This window comes from Phyllobacterium pellucidum (genome assembly GCF_013327855.1).
GTDB lineage: Bacteria > Pseudomonadota > Alphaproteobacteria > Rhizobiales > Rhizobiaceae > Phyllobacterium > Phyllobacterium pellucidum.
This window is the reverse complement of record NZ_JABUMX010000004.1, coordinates 39,425-56,412: the sequence shown is the minus strand read 5'-3', so window position 1 is coordinate 56,412 and position 16,988 is coordinate 39,425. Positions and strand designations below refer to the sequence as shown.

16 protein-coding genes are annotated in these 16,988 nt (G+C 59.7%); 8 read left to right on the top strand and 8 right to left on the bottom strand.

Annotated elements, in window-relative coordinates; translation table 11 throughout:
• Nucleotides 1-102: 102 nt before the first annotated feature.
• Genes HQ945_RS16815 through HQ945_RS16785 form a run of 7 tightly spaced genes read left to right on the top strand, consistent with a single transcriptional unit; the run spans nt 103 to nt 6,712 of the window.
• A complete protein-coding gene (locus tag HQ945_RS16815) occupies nt 103-795 on the top strand; it encodes a GntR family transcriptional regulator (RefSeq protein ID WP_343051250.1) in 693 nt (230 codons plus the stop codon).
• Nucleotides 792-1,778 carry an alpha/beta hydrolase gene (locus HQ945_RS16810; RefSeq protein WP_174208306.1) on the top strand — a complete coding sequence of 329 codons (987 nt, stop codon included), beginning with the start codon at nt 792-794 and terminating at the stop codon, nt 1,776-1,778. Before HQ945_RS16815 ends, HQ945_RS16810 begins: the two co-directional genes overlap by 4 nt.
• 27 nt (nt 1,779-1,805) lie before the next feature.
• Entirely contained in the window at nt 1,806-3,008 is a 1,203-nt protein-coding gene (locus tag HQ945_RS16805; protein ID WP_174208305.1) for an ABC transporter substrate-binding protein, read from the top strand.
• Nucleotides 3,009-3,058: 50 nt separating this feature from the next.
• Nucleotides 3,059-3,982 carry a carbohydrate ABC transporter permease gene (locus HQ945_RS16800; protein ID WP_091923190.1) on the top strand — a complete coding sequence of 308 codons (924 nt, stop codon included), beginning with the start codon at nt 3,059-3,061 and terminating at the stop codon, nt 3,980-3,982.
• Complete coding sequence (locus HQ945_RS16795; RefSeq protein WP_027232089.1) at nt 3,979-4,812, top strand: carbohydrate ABC transporter permease; 834 nt, start codon at nt 3,979-3,981, stop codon at nt 4,810-4,812. Before HQ945_RS16800 ends, HQ945_RS16795 begins: the two co-directional genes overlap by 4 nt.
• Before the next feature lie 26 nt (nt 4,813-4,838).
• Entirely contained in the window at nt 4,839-5,720 is an 882-nt protein-coding gene (locus HQ945_RS16790; RefSeq protein WP_113281413.1) for a TIM barrel protein, read from the top strand.
• A complete protein-coding gene (locus tag HQ945_RS16785; protein ID WP_027232087.1) occupies nt 5,717-6,712 on the top strand; it encodes a Gfo/Idh/MocA family protein in 996 nt (331 codons plus the stop codon). Before HQ945_RS16790 ends, HQ945_RS16785 begins: the two co-directional genes overlap by 4 nt.
• Before the next feature lie 122 nt (nt 6,713-6,834).
• On the opposite strand, the gene HQ945_RS16780 is transcribed toward HQ945_RS16785, so the two are convergent.
• The 8 genes from HQ945_RS16780 to HQ945_RS16745 form a co-directional block, all read right to left on the bottom strand.
• Nucleotides 6,835-7,272 carry a hypothetical protein gene (locus tag HQ945_RS16780; protein WP_027232086.1) on the bottom strand — a complete coding sequence of 146 codons (438 nt, stop codon included), beginning with the start codon at nt 7,270-7,272 and terminating at the stop codon, nt 6,835-6,837.
• A 153-nt stretch (nt 7,273-7,425) separates the two neighbouring features.
• A complete protein-coding gene (locus HQ945_RS16775) occupies nt 7,426-8,835 on the bottom strand; it encodes an adenylate/guanylate cyclase domain-containing protein (RefSeq protein WP_027232085.1) in 1,410 nt (469 codons plus the stop codon).
• 72 nt (nt 8,836-8,907) lie between these two features.
• Nucleotides 8,908-10,290, bottom strand: a complete 1,383-nt coding sequence (locus HQ945_RS16770) for an FAD-binding oxidoreductase (protein WP_113281265.1) — start codon at nt 10,288-10,290, stop codon at nt 8,908-8,910.
• The gene (locus HQ945_RS16765) at nt 10,287-11,099 is read right to left on the bottom strand and encodes an ABC transporter permease (RefSeq protein ID WP_091950903.1); all 813 of its coding nucleotides are present in this window, start codon (nt 11,097-11,099) and stop codon (nt 10,287-10,289) included. Before HQ945_RS16765 ends, HQ945_RS16770 begins: the two co-directional genes overlap by 4 nt.
• 2 nt (nt 11,100-11,101) lie before the next feature.
• A complete protein-coding gene (locus tag HQ945_RS16760) occupies nt 11,102-11,935 on the bottom strand; it encodes an ABC transporter permease (RefSeq protein WP_174208304.1) in 834 nt (277 codons plus the stop codon).
• 67 nt (nt 11,936-12,002) lie between these two features.
• A complete protein-coding gene (locus tag HQ945_RS16755) occupies nt 12,003-13,118 on the bottom strand; it encodes an ABC transporter substrate-binding protein (protein ID WP_027232081.1) in 1,116 nt (371 codons plus the stop codon).
• A 44-nt stretch (nt 13,119-13,162) separates the two neighbouring features.
• Nucleotides 13,163-14,269, bottom strand: coding sequence for an ABC transporter ATP-binding protein (locus HQ945_RS16750; protein WP_113281263.1), 1,107 nt, complete (start codon nt 14,267-14,269; stop codon nt 13,163-13,165).
• Between the two features lie 129 nt (nt 14,270-14,398).
• Nucleotides 14,399-15,289: a LysR substrate-binding domain-containing protein gene (locus tag HQ945_RS16745; protein ID WP_113281262.1), complete on the bottom strand. Its 891-nt coding sequence runs from the start codon at nt 15,287-15,289 to the stop codon at nt 14,399-14,401.
• Between the two features lie 110 nt (nt 15,290-15,399).
• Here HQ945_RS16745 and HQ945_RS16740 point away from each other — a divergent pair, with 110 nt between their 5' ends.
• Nucleotides 15,400-16,986, top strand: coding sequence for a zinc-binding metallopeptidase family protein (locus HQ945_RS16740; protein ID WP_091923179.1), 1,587 nt, complete (start codon nt 15,400-15,402; stop codon nt 16,984-16,986).
• Nucleotides 16,987-16,988: the final 2 nt, after the last annotated feature.

Sequence of the window (16,988 nt, the reverse complement as noted above, 5' to 3'; positions counted from 1 at the left end):
TTGAAAATTCCTCCGTCCCATTATCTCTATTGACGTTTATTATCGATATCAATATCAATAATGATATTTCGCGTCGTCTGCAACAACAAGAAAGGGCTTGCAGTGTCCGACTCCCTGTCCCGCCGTCCGGCTCGCACGCCGCAGAGCCCTTTAGCCGCAAAGGCATCGGTTGCGTTTGCCTCGCTGAAACGGGACATCATGCTTGGGGAGCTCAGGGCAGGCGAACCCTTGACGGAACTCGATCTGGCGGCCCGGTTCCAGTGCAGCCAGGGAACCGTACGGGAAGCGCTCCTGCAATTGCAGGAGGAGGGACTTGTACGGCGTCAGGGTCATCGTGGCACGCAGGTCTCCGCCTGCACCGTGGATGAAGCCGTGGAGATGTTTCGCGTCCGCCAGCAAATCGAGTGCAACGGCATGGCCCGGGTGATGCGGCACAAGAGCCGCAGCCTCATACCCGACCTGCAGGACATGGCCGAAGATATGATTGACGCGGCGACGGCCGACGACGAATTGCAGCTCGCTGCAATAGACCGGGACTTCCATCGCCGCATTTTCCGCGACGCCGACCTGCCTGCGCTCGATCCGATCCTGCACCGCTGCCTCGTCCACAATCACCGCTTCAAGATTTCGCGAAGCATAGGAACGCGCGACCTCATGGCGACTGCCCTGCGTCACCGCGTGATCATCGAAGCGATCGGCGAGGGGGACATGGCGGCGGCAACGCAGACACTGCACCATCACATCGCGACCATCGTCGATTTCGGTCCCACACTGTTCCCGGATGCCGAGCAATGAGCACCTCAAACGAATTTCCGAGTGAACTTTCGGCGGAGATGCGCATGATCATGTCACGCGTCGAGGCGGACCTTGGGCCACTCCCTGATCCGAGCTTGCTTGCACCTGCGGAGGGGCGGGCGCAATCCGAGCGCATCAACGAACGTAATAACGTGAACCTTCCGCCGGTCGCCAAAGCAGCGGAAGTCATGGTCGTAGCCAATTCCGACCTTGGCTCGGCAGATTGCAGGATGAAGGTCTTTATACCGGAAGGTGCGAGCCCCGGCGCAGTGCTCTTCGTCCATGGCGGGGGTTTCGCGTTCTGCAGTCCGCAAACCCATGAGCGATGCGCGCGGGTCCTTGCTATTGAAACAGGGTTGCCTGTGCTCGTACCCGACTATCGCCTTGCCCCTGAGCATCCCTATCCGAATGGATTGCATGATGTTGTCGCTTGCCTGCGCGCCGCATTTCCGGCAACGGCAGCAGTCGGCGTCGAAGAAGGGCCGCTGCTCGTTTCGGGAGATTCTGCTGGCGCCAATCTCGCGCTTGCCGCCATGATTCACGAACTTGAAGCAGGTCATGCGGTCCCGGCGGGCGCGCTACTCTTCTACGGAACCTACGCCGCGGATTTCACCACGCCTTCCTATCAGCAATTCGCGGATGGCCCGGGACTGACGCGCGGCAAGATGCAGCGCTATTGGAACTGGTACTGCCATGATGAGGATTTGCGCCGCGGTCCGATGGCATCGCCGCTTCACGCCAGCGACCGCACGCTGAAGGCCCTGCCGCCGCTTTATCTTTTGGCTGCCGGCATCGATCCGCTGCTCTCCGACACCCTGCTTCTCGCCGACAGGCTGAAGTCAGCTGGTCGGGATAGCCCCGTTTCGATCGTGCCGGGCGTCACGCATGGATTTTTGCAGAACACCAACGAATTGGCCGCGGCACGGGAGGCGCTCGTGGCTGCCGGTGAGGCCGCCCGTCGGATGATCCGGAACAGTCGTTAATTTCGAAGAACAACAGTGGAGGACACAATGAGCATTTTCAAGAAACTCAGCGTCAGCTGCGCATTCGTCGCAGGTCTCGCCCTGGGGAGCGCAAACGCCGCCGAGACCGTGCGCTTCTGGTATCACTTCGACAATCCGGAAAATCCGATGTCGGATCTCGTGCAGAAGTTTGAGGCCAAAAACCCCGATATCAAGATCGAGGCCGAAAACGTTCCCTGGAACAGCTATTACGACAATCTCTATACATCGCTCGTCGGGGGTAATGCTCCCGATGCCGGCATGGTCAAGCTCTTCGCCCAGCCGCGGCTTGCTGAAATGGGTGCGCTCGAACCGCTTGGCGAACGCATCAACGCCTGGCCGGGAAAGGCTGACCTTCTCGACAATCTGCTTGAACTCAACAAGGGCCCCGATGGACAGCAGTACTACTTGCCCATCCAGTATGTGGTGCTTTACCTCTACTACCGCGCCGACCTCTTCAAGGAAGCCGGCCTGAACCCGCCGACGACATGCGAGGAATTCCGCACGGCTGCACAGAAGCTCACAAAGTCCCCCGACACCTATGGTTTTGGCCTGCGCGGCGGCAAGGGTGGCTGGGACCAGTGGGGGACGTTCGTGTTCTCGCAGGGTGCTGAACTGAAGCCGGGCGGCTTGACCAAACCGGAAGCTGTGGCGGCCAACCAGTGGCTCATCGATCTCTTCCAGAAGGACAAGGTCATTCCGCCATCCGCGCCGAATGACGGGTTCCAGGAAATTGTCGCGGCTTTCAAGGCCGGCAAGACTGCAATGACCATTCACCACATCGGCTCGTCCAACGATCTCGTCAAGGCGCTGGGTGACAAGGTCTCGGCTGTCCCCGTGCCGAAGTGCGGCGGCAATCAGTGGACGTCCTATGGCGACGAATCCCTGGCCATCTTCTCCGGATCGCAAGTCAAGGATGCCGCGTGGAAGTGGATCTCGTTCCTTGCGGAAGGCGAGAACAACGTGGCCTTCAACAAGGCGACCGGCCAGATGACCGTAACGAAGAGCGGTGCGGAACATTGGACGCTGCATGAACGCCGCTTCGTCGATGCCACTGTGCAGTCGCTCCCGTTCGCGCATGTCCTGCCGCAAAGCACTGCCACTGCTGAATTTGTAAATACCGCCTGGCAAACCTCGATGCAGCAGGCGCTGACGGGGCAGATCACCTCGCAGCAGATGATGGAGCAGCTTGAGACCCTTTTCGCGCAATAGCGCGCAAAGGTTCTCAAGAGGCCGATCGACGAACGCAGGAAAGTAAAGTCATGTCAACGCTTGTATCATCTGCACCAGCAGAGGCCGCACAGCTCCGTCCGCTGCGCAGCAGGCTTATGCCCTATGCCCTGCTGGCGCCAGCCGTGCTGGTGACACTCGTCATCGTGTTCTTTCCAATGGTGCAGGCGCTCGTCACCAGCTTCTATGACCTCGTCTTGTGGAAGCCGAATGCCACCCGTTTCGTCGGATTCGGCAACTATGTGAAGCTGCTGCGTGATCCCGTGTTCTGGACGTCTCTTGGTCACACAGCGATATGGATCGGCCTGACGGTGCCGCTGCAAATGGGCCTTGGCCTCATCGCGGCACTCTTGCTCAACCGTGATTTTCCATGGCGCGGGCTCGCGCGCGCCCTGGTCATCATCCCCTGGGCACTGCCAAGCGTCGTGATCGCCCTGATGTGGCGATGGATTTACGATCCGACGACCGGGGTTCTCAATGACATACTCCTTTACCTGTCGATCATTCACTCGACGGTGCCCTGGCTTGCCGATCCGCAGCTCGCGCTCTACGCCGTGATAGCCACGCTCACCTGGCAAGGCTTCCCGTTCTTCGCGGTCATGATCCTCGCCGGCCTGCAGGGCATTCCGCAAAGCCAGTATGAGGCCGCTTCCATCGATGGGGCGAGCAGCTGGCGTCAGTTCATCCACATCACGCTGCCGGGTATCGCTCCCGTCCTTGCGACCGCCGGGTTGCTGCGCATCATCTGGGTCGCGAATTCCATGGATGTCATATTCGTGATGACTGGGGGAGGGCCGGGCTATGCGACGCATACGCTGCCGCTCTATGCCTTCATCAAGGCGCGTCAGAATCTCGATTTCGGCTATGGCACTGCCATTGCGGTGACCTTCACCATCCTGCTCGGCGCGATCGTCGCCGTCTATATCGTCCGCACGATGCGGGAGGTGGAACGATGAACAAGCCATCCACTCTCAAGCGGATCCTCACAACCGATATTCCGGTCGTCCTGATCATCCTCCTTGCCATCGGGCCCTTTGCATGGATGATCCTGACGTCGCTGACCCCGACCGCGCAGCTATCGGCGTCCGGCGTTTCACTGTCACCCGCCGGCTGGAGTCTCGACAATTATATACGCCTGCTCGAACAGACCTCGTTCCTAGGCAATATGCTGCACAGCCTGATCATCGCAGGCGGAACGGTGATACTTGGCCTCGTCGTATCGGTTACGGCAGCCTATGCCCTGTCGCGCTTCCGGTTCCCGGGGCGCAAGATCATCATGCTGCAGTTCCTGCTCGTCAACATGTTCCCGATCGTCCTCCTGATCCTGCCGCTGTTCGTACTGTTCCGGAAGATCGGCATCCTCGATACCCATATCGGCTTGATCCTGGCCAATTCCACCGTGGCGATCCCCTTTGCCGTGTGGATGCTTACGAGCTACATCGCCGCAATACCGCGCAGCCTCGATGAGGCGGCGATGATAGACGGCTGCTCACGACTTCAGGCCTTGCGGCGGGTCGTGCTGCCGCTCGCCATGCCCGGGATTATCTCGACCGGCATCTATATCTTCATCACCGCCTGGAACGAATATCTTTACGCCTTGACCCTCGGCGGCCGAAATGTCCGCCCGGTCACGGTGGCAATCCAGACGCTCATCGGCGAATACCAGATTGAGTGGGGACTACTTGCGGCCGGCGGGGTCGTCGGCGCATTGCCTGCAACCATTCTTTTCCTTCTCGTCCAACGCCGGCTTATCGGCGGCCTGACCCAAGGCGCAGTGAAGGGATGAACATGCCAATCAAAAAAGGAACAGCGATGAATCCCATCGGATTGATCTCCATGCAGTATGCGAGGCCGTTTACCGCCGAGCACTTCCACCTCTTCACGCGGATGCGCGAACTCGGCTATGATTTCGTCGAACTTCTGGTGCCGGAACCAGGCGAGATCGATCTTGCCGCCGCACGGCGTGCGCTTGAAGATGCCGGTCTTGGCGTCGTCCTTGCCGCACGGGTCAATCTCCAGCGCAACCTTTCGTCGGACGACAAGGACGCCCATCGTGCCGGAATCGATTATCTGCGCTATACGGCCGATTGCGCAAACGCGCTCGGTGCGACGATCGTCGGCGGACCGTTGACCGGCAATCCCCTTGTCTTCGCCGGTAGGCCGCCTGCGCCCGTCTCCGAGGACGAGCGTTTGAAGCGCAAGGAGCGCTGCGTCGTCGGCCTCAAGGAAGCCGGCGATCACGCCGCCAAGGCCGGCGTCGTTCTCGCCGTGGAACCGCTCAACCGCTTTGAGAGCGACGTTTTGTGTACGACACAACAGGCGAACGAGCTTCTCGATGCGGTTGATCATCCGGCGATCAAGCTGATGCTCGATACGTTCCACATGCATATGGAAGAGGCATCGATTGCCGAGGCGATCCGGCTTGGCGGTGACCGTCTCGTTCATTTCCAGGCGAACGAAAACCACCGCGGCTTTCCGGGGACCGGTTCGACCGATTGGGTCGCTGTCGGTCGCGCATTGCATGAGATCGGCTACAAGGGTCCGGTATCGCTCGAACCGTTCCGGCGCAATGACGACCGTTTCGGGGTGCCGTTCGCGCAATGGCGCGCGCCGCACGAGGATGAAAGCGAACGGCTCGCGGCCAGCGCTGCCTTTATCAAATCCCATCTCACCTTGACGGAATATCGGCGATGACCTTGAAAATCGGCTGGATAGGTTGCGGCATTCACGCAACCCAGATGCTTCTACCCCAACTCGTGCGCCACGACGTTGAAATCGTTGCGCTGTGCGATATCGACGGCAAGCGGCTTGCCGATGCCGGACGACAGTTTGGCGTTTCGCGATTGACCAACGATGCCGAGGAACTCATCCGCACGCCGGGCATCGACGCTATCGGCATGGCGGTAGGACCAGATCAGCATTTGCGTTTTGGCAAGCTCGCACTTGAGCGTGGACTTTCCGTCTTCATGGAAAAGCCGCCTTCGGGTACGGCTGAAGGCGCGCGGGAACTGCGCGCGGCGTCGGAGCGATCGGGCAAACCATTGTTCGTCGGCTTCATGAAGCGCTATTCCGTCGGCAACAAGATCGCCCACAACATCATCAAGTCGGGTCGGTTTGGCCCGGTGCTCGGCCTCACCGGCTATTACATGACGGCGCCCGGCTATTTTACCGGTAATGTCGACTATACCGGATTCTTCCTGCATCACTGCGTGCACTACATGGACCTTGTGTCGTTCTTTGTCTCGCCCGTGCGCACGCTATCCGCCCGGAAAGTCGAAAAGACGCCGGGCCGGGTCCTCTTCCACGTCGGCTTCGAATTCGACTGCGGCGCGATCGGCAATATTGCCATGGGTACGATCCAGTCGCGCGGAACGCCGGTGGAGCGCATCGAACTGATGAGCGATCACCAGCGGCTCGAAGTGGACGATGTCATAGAAGTACGGTGGAACCGTAATCCACCCTTCAAGGTGGACGATCCCAACGCCACGCTTGCGGACGATGTCGACACCCTGACCTGGAAGCCGAATTTCACGGCAGCAGCCAATGAGGACCCCAAAGGCTACTACTCTCTGCTTGCTGACGTCGTGCCGGGGCTCGGCGGGGCATCAACGCCGGCGCCGACGATCCATGACGGTGTGATAGCCATGGAACGGCTGGAGGCGCTGCGCCGCGAACTTGAACTCTAGGAGTGGAGCGCAGGATGTTGATCCTGCGCTCTCTCTCGCTGCGGCGGCAAGCTCGATTAACGAAGCGCGTCAACGCTTTCGCCCGAGGACGCAACATGGCGTTTGCGCGCTTGCCCTATAAACTAAACTGCAAACAGTTGCCGGAGCCAGCCCATCATGCCCTTGCCTTGCGAGGGCAGGAACCTGCGCACGTATCGGGCGGTCGTCCCAGCGCTTACATTGGCGCCGAAATGGCAATAGCAGACCATTCTGTGGAGTTGATGGTCGTTGAGTTCGAAGAAGCGCTTGGCTTCGCCATAGCTATCGTCGGAGAGGCCTGATCCCCGCAGATAGGAATCCTCGAACGCCACCGTCAGAGCAGAACCATCAGCGCGCATCGCATCACGGGTCCCGGCCGACTGGAACTCGGTCTGATATAGTGTCGTAAGCCGCCGTGCGGGGTTGCGCTCCAGGAGTTCAGCCCAGCGCTCGATACGCTCATTGCGCGACAGAATCTGGCGCGGGTAGTCGGGATCAGTTTCTTCAAGGACCTGCAATTGTTCAAGAGCGAGATGTTTCATTCTGGCCTCCTATATCAACGATAGTTGGTCCGCCCAAAATCCCGGTCTTAGCCCACAAGCCAGCCTGACTCTGTCACGCTTTGAAGTCCAATCACGATCATTATCGGGACCACATTTTTCACGAAGTTGTGCAGACGCCGCGCGGATCGCCGCTCACGGAATCGTATAAACGCTGATCTCATCGGTGATCCCGCGCAGCGTCACGCTCTGCGACATCGGCTTCAGGCCGTGCCGGACTAGCAGGTCGGAGGCGCGCGGATCGTCAAGGACGGAGCCGGTGGCGAATATCTCCCGCGACGTCGCAAGGTGCTGGACGCGCGAGGCGATGTTCACCGTCTGGCCGAAATAGTCCTGCCGCTCGTTGAGGTTCACGGCGATGCACGGTCCTTCGTGGATGCCGATCTTCAACAGGAGATCCTCGCTGCCGCGCTCGCCGTTCAGCTTCAGCATCGCTTCGCGCATCCGCATGGCCGCAAGGACGGCCCGGTCGGGGGTCGGGAAGGTCGCCATCACCGCGTCCCCGATGGTTTTGACGACAGCGCCCGCCTCGGAACTCACAATGTCATTGAGAATGCCGAAATGCATTCGCACGAGGTCAAACGCTGCAAGGTCGCCGACCCTATCGTAGAGTTCGGTCGAGCCGCGCAGATCAGTGAAGAGGAAGGTGAGGCTGGTAATCTTAAGCCTCTGATCCACGTCGATCGTGTCGGTGCGGTAAATATCGCGGAATGTCTGGTTGGTGAGCAGCCGCTTTGCGGTAAGGAATGGCCGGCGACGGCCGAGCAAATTATGGAGCGCCTCGTTGGCTATGCAAACGGATGGAAGGACGCGAACGTCGGTGTGATTTTCCAGTGCAATGCGCAACGGGCCAGGGCGGAGGGTAAGCGTTTCGTGGTGGCGATGCGTGCGATCGAAGATGAGCGAGAGGCTCTGACGCTCCTTCGTCGGCTCACCCTTGACGTCGAGAAACTGGGCGGCGTGTGTTACCGGCTCGAAGACGATGACGAAGTCCGCCGGCAATTGCAGGGAGATTACTGCCTTTTCGCCCGGCGGCAGTTCAAGCTCTTCGAGCATGAAACCGTCCACTTTGGCTTCGAAATCGTCCTCGGGCAGTTCTATACCGGAGCCCCAATAGATCTGACGGAAGTATTCGAGCGTGGGCAGCCGATGTGGATCGTGTGCCTCGATATGGCGCACGCGCGGGCTGACTGTGAATGTCACCTCAACCATTTCGTCCAGCGTCGGCTCGTAGCCTGCGGCACAGAGTGCGCAGGTATATTCTTCGCTCTGGACCGTCTTCAGCGAGGTATTCGCATCAAGCACCCCGCCGCAGCCCGGACACAAAACGTTCCATGACATCTCGAAGATGCCAAGGTGGGCGGCATGCAGAAAGGCGTTGATTGTTTCCTCTTCATCGAGTCCTTCAGTGGCGGCAAAGGCGAGCGCATTGACGCGACAAAGCTTCCGGTCGGGAGCTTCACGTACAAGCCGCTCGATCTTGTCGACGATGTCCGGTTGGACCGACTGGCGCAGCACACCGAACAGTGGCTGGATATCATCCATGGAGCTATTTTATACCTAAACCCGTCGAGGCCAATAGGAGATTCGACTGAAAATGTCAGGAGTGATTACCGGTCAGCCTATCACCTTGCCGGGGTTCATGATGCCGTGCGGATCAAGCGCCTGCTTGACCATGCGCATCAGGTTCAGCTTGACCGGATCGCCTTCGGATATCAGTTCAGGTCGCTTTTCGAGGCCGATACCATGTTCGGCCGAGAAGGATCCCCCCATCTTGCGGAGATTGGCATAGATGATCGCCTTGGCGCGCTCCTTGTCGGGCCAGGCGGTTTCGCCGGCAACGCCGATATGGAGATTGCCGTCGCCAAGATGACCAAAGGCGAACCCGCGAAACTCGCTGCCGAGAGCGGCTATCCCGCCATTGAACTGTTGCAGCCATGTTTCGAGCGCACCGAGCGGCACGGAAATATCGAACCAATGACAATAGGGGCAGTTACGGTCGATCACGCTGCTGTCTTCGCGAATATTCCAGATTGCGTTCCGCTCTTTCTCGCTTTGAGCAATGATCGCATCGACCACCTGCCCGCGTTCAATCGCAAGGCCGAGTGCCTCCTCCAGCCTCGATCGGGCCGTAGGCTGGTCCGGATCATCCGTTTCGAGAATGAGGTAGGCCGGCGCTTGCGTAAAGGCGGCAAGCGATGCGGGGCCGAGGCTCTGCGACGCCAGATGGAAGTAGTCGTGCGCCATGAATTCTGCGCGAAGCAAATGGATACCGCGATCACGCTGCAGCGCCTGGAACAGAGTAACGGCATCGGTGGCGGACGGACAGGCGACCAGTGCGGTGGCTGTAAAGGCGTCGGCGGCCGTCAGCTTCACCACCGCTCGCGTAACAACGCCGAGCGTCCCCTCGGCGCCGATGAATAGCTGCTTCAGATCGTAGCCCTCGTTGCATTTGCTGACCTCGCTCATGTCACGCATGATCGAGCCATCAGCCAGCACGACTTCAAGTCCCAGAATACGCTGGCGCATTACACCATGGCGGAAGGCCTCCATGCCGCCGGCATTGGTTGCAATCATGCCGCCAATCGTGGCGCTACCGCGCGAGGCGATATCAATACCCGTGGACAGGCCTTCCTTTGCGGCGGCCTCCTGCAGTGTATGCAATGTCACGCCGGCTTCAACGATGGCTGTCGCTGCGGAAGCGGAGAGAGATTCAATGCGGTTCAACCCGGCAAGCGAGAGAATGACCTCGCCCTCACTCGACACTGCACCGCCGGCGAGTCCGGTGCGTCCGCCGTGGGGCACGACGGCTATGCGGTGGTCATTGCAGAAACGGAGAATGTCGGCGACTTGTTGCGTAGTCGCCGGTGTAACCATCAGCCCGGCATCGAGGTTGCGCGCATCGGACCCTGGATGGACAAGGCGCAATGCGTCGGCCTCCTTCACACCATTCGGTCCGACGATCGAACGGAGGTGCCTGGCGATGTCGTCTCTGGTCATTGCTGTTGCGCTGCTCCCCGCCGTTCAATGAAAATGCGGATGCCGAGGATAACGGCCGTCACGATGATAAGGACGACGGAGATCGCAGCAATAGCAGGATCGATATTGTCGCGCAGTCCCATCCACATCAAGCGGGGCAGGGTTATCGCATTGACGCTGGTGATGAACAGGGTGACGCCGATCTCTTCCCAGGAGAGGACGAACGATAGGAGCGCTGCCGTGGCAATGCCAAACTTTATGTTCGGGATGATGATTTTTAGAGCTCGTGTGGCAAGATTTGCCCCCAGACCCCGTGCGGCAAGATCGATGCGCCGGTCGACCTGATAAAGCGCAACGAGGATAAGAACGACGGCGAAAGGCGTGATCATCACGGCATGTGCAAGCGCTACCCCGAGCCAGGTATCGTAGCCGATCCAGTTGTTGACGGAGGAAAGGGCGGTCATCAGGAAGTAGAGCGTCATTGCCGATACGACCGGGGGGACCACCAGCGGAAGCAGAACGAAGCCAATCATAAGAGCCGAAAATCTCGGCTGGAACATCCAGATGCCGAGACCGAACAGCGTGGCCAGGCTGGTCGCGATGGCACTCGACAGAATGCCGATGCGCAAGCTCAGCAATATGCTTTGCCCCCACTGCGGGTTGTCGATCAGCGCCTGATAGTGGCGCAGGGACAGCGTGCCGGAGGGCATCGAAAGGAAGCGCGCCGGCGTAAATGAAACCGGCACCACCGCGATCAGCGGCATGAGCAGGAACAGCGCAATGGCTGTTGCGAGAATGAGGATGACGGGTCCTGGTCTTGATGATTGCATGGCTATCCCACCAGGTGTGCGGGTTTGATGAAACGCCGCATGAGGGTAAGAAGGACCCCGATGAACACGACGAGGACGACGCTGATCGCCGCGCCAAGCCCCCAGTCCGGGCTCTGGAATATGCGCAGGTAAACGAGTTCGGCGACCATCACGCTGCGTCCGCCGCCAAGGATGGCGGGCGTAACGAAGAAACCGAGCGCGAACACGAAAACGATGAGCGCCGCCCCGATCAGCCCACCATAGGTGAGCGGTACGAAGACGGTCCAGAAGATGCGCGTGCGCGATGCGCCCATGCCGCGCGCCGCAAGCAACACGCGCTCGTCGATGCTGCGCATGGCCGATGCAATCGGAAAGACGGCAAAGGGTATCAGGAAATGCGTCATGCCGATGATGACGCCGAGTTCGTTGCGGGCGAGCGCCAACGGTTCGCTGATGATGCCCGCGGACTGCAGCCATGTGTTGATCAAACCGCGATTGGAAAGCATCGCCAGCCAACCGAATGCGCGCGTCAACACCGAGATCCAGAAGGGAACGAGAATGCAGAATTCGGCGAGCATCCGCTGGAGTGAGTTTCCGCGCACCCAGACATAGGCGATCGCATAGGCCGCAATGAGCGAAGCTGCCGTGACGACGAGGCAGATTCTCAAGGTGCGGATGAACACCGACTGGACGAGCGGATCGGTAAACACTGCGCGATACTGTCCGATACCGGGCTCGGGGAGGGTAAAGCTCCAGCGTACGACGCCGAAAAACGGCACGGCATAGGCAAGACCGAGAAACAGCAGCAGCGGGGCCAGCAACAGGATCTTTCTGGAGGTGGCGGACTTCCCGATCATTCAACATCCTTCATGGCATAAAAACGCAAATCCGGCGCGGGGGCGTTGAACCCCCGCACCATCGATGTCATGCGGAAATGACTTTGGTGTATTCGTCGAATGCCTTGCCGTAATTTTCGGCATACCATTCCATGTCGAGCGGCACCTGCTTTGCCATATTGGCGGGATCGACGCAGTTGACGCGCTTTTTGTCGGCCGGGATCAGCGCATCCGTCGCGGGATTTGCCGGGCCCTGGCCGAGCATTTCGAACATGACCAGCTGCCGCTCCGGTGCCTGGGCGCTGGCAATGAACTTCATTGCATTATCCTTGCCGCCGGGATTGTTCTTCATGACGCCGAGAGCACCGGGAGAGATCAGGCCCTGATCCCAGATGAACTTGATGTTGCCGCCGGAGTCCTGCTCGAGAAGCTGGGCGCGCGTCGACCAGATCAGCGCCATCGATGCTTCGCCATTCATCAGCACGGACTGGCTCTCGGCACCGCCGCCCCAATAGGCGACGACGTTCTCCTTGAATGCGGCAATCTTGTCGTGCGCGCGCTTCAGGTCGAGCGGGTAAAGTTTTTCCGGGGCGACGCCATCTGCCATGAGTGCGGCTTCCCACATGGCAGAGCCCCACTTGTAGAGTGAACGCTTGCCCGGGAACTTCTTCACATCGAAGAAATCAGCCATGCCAGTTGGTGCCTGGTCGCCGAATTTCGAGGAATCGTAGGCAATGATATAAGAGAAGAAGTAGGTGGAAGCGGCGTGGTCCCAGCCGAAGCCCGGCCGCATCTTGTTCTTGTCGACGATATTGTAGTCTATGGCTTCCAGCATGCCCTGCTTGCCAAGCGAAATTCCCGAGAATGGATCGATGTCGAGAAGATCCCAGCTCGGCTTGCCGCTCTTGAACTGCGCCGTGATAGCGCCTTCGGTCGGTCCCGACCCGTCCATCTTGACCGCGACGCCGCTTTCCTTGGTGAATGGCTGGCCGTAGGCCTTGTCATAGGCCGTCATCGCGTCGCCGCCCCAGTTGACGAGCACCAATTCCTTGGCCTGCGCATAGGAGCCGGTGGAGCGGAGTAGGGCCGGCGCTCCAGCAAGGAACATTGCGGCCATCTGGGTAAAACGCCTGCGGCTGATCTCGCCGCGTTCGACCTTCGCCGCGAGGATTTCGAGGCAGTCTTTTTCAAACTCAGTGTTCATCTTTTTTCCCTCTGGATTGTTATTGTCGCATTCCCGTCGCCGCGCTAACTTCCGCTTGGCAGCAAGAAACCCTGGTTCATCGGCCACGAGACCCAAACATCCGTTTGCGGCGCGATCGGCGCTATCGCAGCGGTCGGCATCGATACCGCAAGGCTCGTACCCTTGCTTGTCCGCAAATGATATTTGGTCGAAGCGCCGAAATAGGTTGCGCCCTCGACTCGGCAGGTAATCGCGTTGCTGTCGACCGTTGCTGGCTGCGTCGTAATCACCATGTGCTCGGGCCGCACTGCCGCGACGGCGCTGGTCCCATCGAGCCTGGTCGTCTTGTTGAGAATGATCGTGCGATCTTCGAACTGGCCCGCAGCGCGGTCACCATCGAGCTTGACGGCATCGAGCGGCAGTAGATTGACCTCGCCAAGGAACTCCGCGACGAAGCGGTTGTCCGGCCGTTCATACACATCCTGAGGCCGCCCCACCTGCAGCAGTTCACCATGGTTGAAGATCGCGACCCGGGAGGAAAGGGCAAGCGCCTCCGACTGGTCGTGCGTGACGAAGACGAAAGTTGTTCCTGTCTCCTGGTGCAGCCGCTTGACCTCTTCCTGCATCATTTCGCGCAAGTTCTTGTCGAGAGCCGAGAAAGGTTCGTCGAGCAGGAGGACCGCTGGCTCGAATACGAGTGCCCGGGCGAGGGCTACACGTTGCTGCTGTCCGCCCGAGAGCTTCGCCGGGAGCTTGCGCTCGTGACCAACGAGGCCGACGCGCTCGACCATCTCGCCAACGCGCCGCTTGATCTCGGCGGAGAAGCGTCCCCTTACCTTCAACGGGAAAGCGATATTTTGTTCGACGGTCAGATGCGGAAACAGAGCATAGCCCTGAAAAACCATGCCGTACGACCGATCCTCGGCAGGCACGTCGGTAATGTCCTTGCCATCCATCATCAGGCGGCCGGTTGTGGGCGCGGTGAAACCCGCAAGGATCATCAGGAAAGTGGTTTTGCCGGAACCGGAGGGACCAAGAAGGGTGAGGAATTCGCCGCGGCCAATATCAAGCGAAAGGTTTTTCAGCGCATGGAACGCGCCAAACGTCTTGCCGATCGATACGGCTTTGATCTCGGCGGCCTTCGAGTCGCCCAGTTGCATGCTTTGCGGCATTGATCGACTTTCTTTCCCCATATTTTTAAAGCAAGCCTAGGCACAATCCGGCGCGACGACAATTGAATTATATTGCTCTCACACGTGAACAAAATTCACGCCACTCAATTTCGCGTTCATGTTTCCGGTTCAGGTATTGCGGGTTTGCGACAGGCGCGATTTCAGCCATTCCGTGAACACTGTCTGGGCCGGATGCTCGATTTTGGCATAGTCGGTGACGAGGAAATAGGATTTCGGCGACTTGATGCTGAGGTCGAAGGGCCGGATCAATTGGCCGGCCCGCATTGCCTTTCGGCAGGTCAGTTCGTCGCCCATGGCGATTCCCTGCGCGGTGATCGCGGCAGAAAAGACAAGGTTCATATCCGAGAACACGATACCCCTTTCGGAGTCCGGATTATCGACATTCGCGAGCGCGAGCCAGCGCGTCCAATCCTCGAAATCGTCGAGGTGGAGAAGGGGCGCGCGCAATATGTCCTTGGGTTCGGCAAGGCCCCCAAGATTATTGAGCAAAACCGGACTGCAGAGCGGCGTGAATTCGACCTCGCAGAGCAGTTCCACCGAGCGGTTCGGCCAATTGCCGTCGCCGAAAGCGATGAACAAATCGACGCTTGCATCGGTAACGTCATCGAGTTTGCGGGGGGTGAGGATGCGTAGCGCAATGTCCGGATATTTTTCCTGAAATTCAGCGATGTGGGTGCAAAGCCACAAGGACGCAAAGCCGGCCGTGCAACTGACGCACAGCGAACCGCCGGTGCTCGCCGAGCTTTGCCGGCCGCCAGCATCGTCGATCACGATCAGCGCTTTGCGCACGTCATTGGCATATTTGCGCCCGCGAGGCGTCAGCATCACGCCCTTGCCGTCACGCTGCAGCAGTTGAAAGCCGAGATCGCGTTCGAGCAGACGCAATTGATGACTGACCGCGCTGCGAGTCAGGTGCAATTCCTCCGCGGCCCGCCAGACGCTGCCGTGCCGGGCGAAGCTTTCCAATGCACGCAGCGCCTGGGTCGATGGGATGCGCATGAATAGGCCTTGAAGACAAAGAGGTGAATGGAATTTGCACGTTTTGAAAAAACATATCACTTTTTGTCCCGGCTTCCAGATGATTATCTCCCGCCAGCGGGAGAATGTTCATGGTTACGGCATCAGCGACGACGGCACGAGATTTTGTTGACGGGCGCGCCTCCGACCTTTCCACCTGGACCCGTACCATCTTCGATTTCGGCGAAACGGCATGGCGCGAGTATCAGTCAGCCGACTGGTACGTGAACCGGCTGCGTCAGGAAGGATTCGATGTGGAGGCGGGGTCCGGCGGCATGCCCACCGCTTTCTGCGCCCACTGGACCAACAAGGCCGGGACTAACTCCAGGTCGCCCACGATCGGGATGTATGCCGAGTATGACGCCGTACCCGGCAATTGCCAGGACGCCACCACGCAAAAGCGTCCGCGCCCTGGTCTTGGCGAGCACGCAGGCGGGCATACCGATCCCCATTCGGGCCTTGGAATTTCCGGACTTGGCGGACTTCTTGCAACCAAGGCTGCAATGGAGCGCCACGGCATTGCCGGGACGCTGCGATTTACCGGCGAGCCCGCCGAAAAGGTGCGGGGATCGAAGCCCATCCATGCGGCCAAGGGCTATTATGACGGCCTCGACGGCATGATCTCGTTCCATCCGTTCTACATGCTGCCGATGTGCAATACGGTGCGCTGGGATACGCATTGCGGCGCCGCCTATTCGATGATCTACCGCTTTGTCTGCGATCAGCCGGAACGTTGGGGGCTCAGCGATGGCGCGCCTATCCCCCAGTCGCACTCGGCGGTGCGTGCTCCCGGCGCCAATGATGCGCTGATGCTGATGTACTTCTCCTCCAAAGCGCTCCGCGATTCCATGCTGCCGCATCAGGGCGGCTGGTCGATCAGCGAAGCGATCCTGACCGCCGGGCAGGCCACAGCCGACAACCTTCCCGCTGCTCTCGCCGAAATCCAGTACATGATGCGCGTTCCGACGATCGCGATGGCCGAGCAGATCACCGCTGTGCTTGACCGCAATGCCGAGCATGCGGCGGCCATGTCCGGCTGCCGTGTCGAGCGTCACTGGGTTTGCAAGTCGCGGCCGGGGCTTGCCAATCATGCGATGGCGAATATCACGTGGGAGGCGCTCCAGGCGGTCGGCGCCCCCCGCTGGAGCGATGCCGCAAAGGCTATCGCACGCGAGATACAGGCCAATGTCGGCATCGACCCGATCGCCGAGCCGTTTATCGACGAGTGCGAGCGGCTGATCGCACCGCAGGAGGCCGAGGCGATCTTGCGGCGCGACTTGCCGCCCTCGCAGCTCAATTCGACGTCGGATGATTACACGGACATGACGTGGCACGCGCCGACGGTCCGCTTCTACGTGGCGCGCCCCGCACTGAAAGCACCGAAAGGCTTTGCCTATCCGGGTTGGGTGATGAATGCGCTAGGCGGCATCCCGGAAACGATCGATCCGATGGTCAATTGCGCTGCGAAAACCGTGGCGCTGACGGCCTTGCGGCTTCTCGAGGACGAGAGCGCCAGAACGCAGGCGAAGGACGAATTCATTGAGCGAACGGGCGGAGGCATTGGCGGATCGAAGTGGGTTGCCCCGCTTTGCGATTATGAACCGCCGATTCGTTTCCGTTGGCCGGAATATGTAACAACGGCGCGCGGGCGCGAATGGTGGATACCAACCGCCGCCTAACG

Bases quoted from the DNA above. Each gene is read 5' to 3' on its own strand.
- HQ945_RS16750 (WP_113281263.1), bottom strand. From the start codon at position 14,269: ATGCCGCAAAGCATGCAACTGGGCGACTCGAAGGCCGCCGAGATCAAA.
- HQ945_RS16740 (WP_091923179.1), top strand. From the start codon at position 15,400: ATGGTTACGGCATCAGCGACGACGGCACGAGATTTTGTTGACGGGCGC.
- HQ945_RS16805 (WP_174208305.1), top strand. From the start codon at position 1,806: ATGAGCATTTTCAAGAAACTCAGCGTCAGCTGCGCATTCGTCGCAGGT.
- HQ945_RS16775 (WP_027232085.1), bottom strand. From the start codon at position 8,835: ATGGATGATATCCAGCCACTGTTCGGTGTGCTGCGCCAGTCGGTCCAA.
- HQ945_RS16810 (WP_174208306.1), top strand. From the start codon at position 792: ATGAGCACCTCAAACGAATTTCCGAGTGAACTTTCGGCGGAGATGCGC.
- HQ945_RS16765 (WP_091950903.1), bottom strand. From the start codon at position 11,099: ATGCAATCATCAAGACCAGGACCCGTCATCCTCATTCTCGCAACAGCC.
- HQ945_RS16760 (WP_174208304.1), bottom strand. From the start codon at position 11,935: ATGATCGGGAAGTCCGCCACCTCCAGAAAGATCCTGTTGCTGGCCCCG.
- HQ945_RS16795 (WP_027232089.1), top strand. From the start codon at position 3,979: ATGAACAAGCCATCCACTCTCAAGCGGATCCTCACAACCGATATTCCG.
- HQ945_RS16745 (WP_113281262.1), bottom strand. From the start codon at position 15,289: ATGCGCATCCCATCGACCCAGGCGCTGCGTGCATTGGAAAGCTTCGCC.
- HQ945_RS16780 (WP_027232086.1), bottom strand. From the start codon at position 7,272: ATGAAACATCTCGCTCTTGAACAATTGCAGGTCCTTGAAGAAACTGAT.
- HQ945_RS16770 (WP_113281265.1), bottom strand. From the start codon at position 10,290: ATGACCAGAGACGACATCGCCAGGCACCTCCGTTCGATCGTCGGACCG.
- HQ945_RS16785 (WP_027232087.1), top strand. From the start codon at position 5,717: ATGACCTTGAAAATCGGCTGGATAGGTTGCGGCATTCACGCAACCCAG.
- HQ945_RS16755 (WP_027232081.1), bottom strand. From the start codon at position 13,118: ATGAACACTGAGTTTGAAAAAGACTGCCTCGAAATCCTCGCGGCGAAG.
- HQ945_RS16790 (WP_113281413.1), top strand. From the start codon at position 4,839: ATGAATCCCATCGGATTGATCTCCATGCAGTATGCGAGGCCGTTTACC.
- HQ945_RS16800 (WP_091923190.1), top strand. From the start codon at position 3,059: ATGTCAACGCTTGTATCATCTGCACCAGCAGAGGCCGCACAGCTCCGT.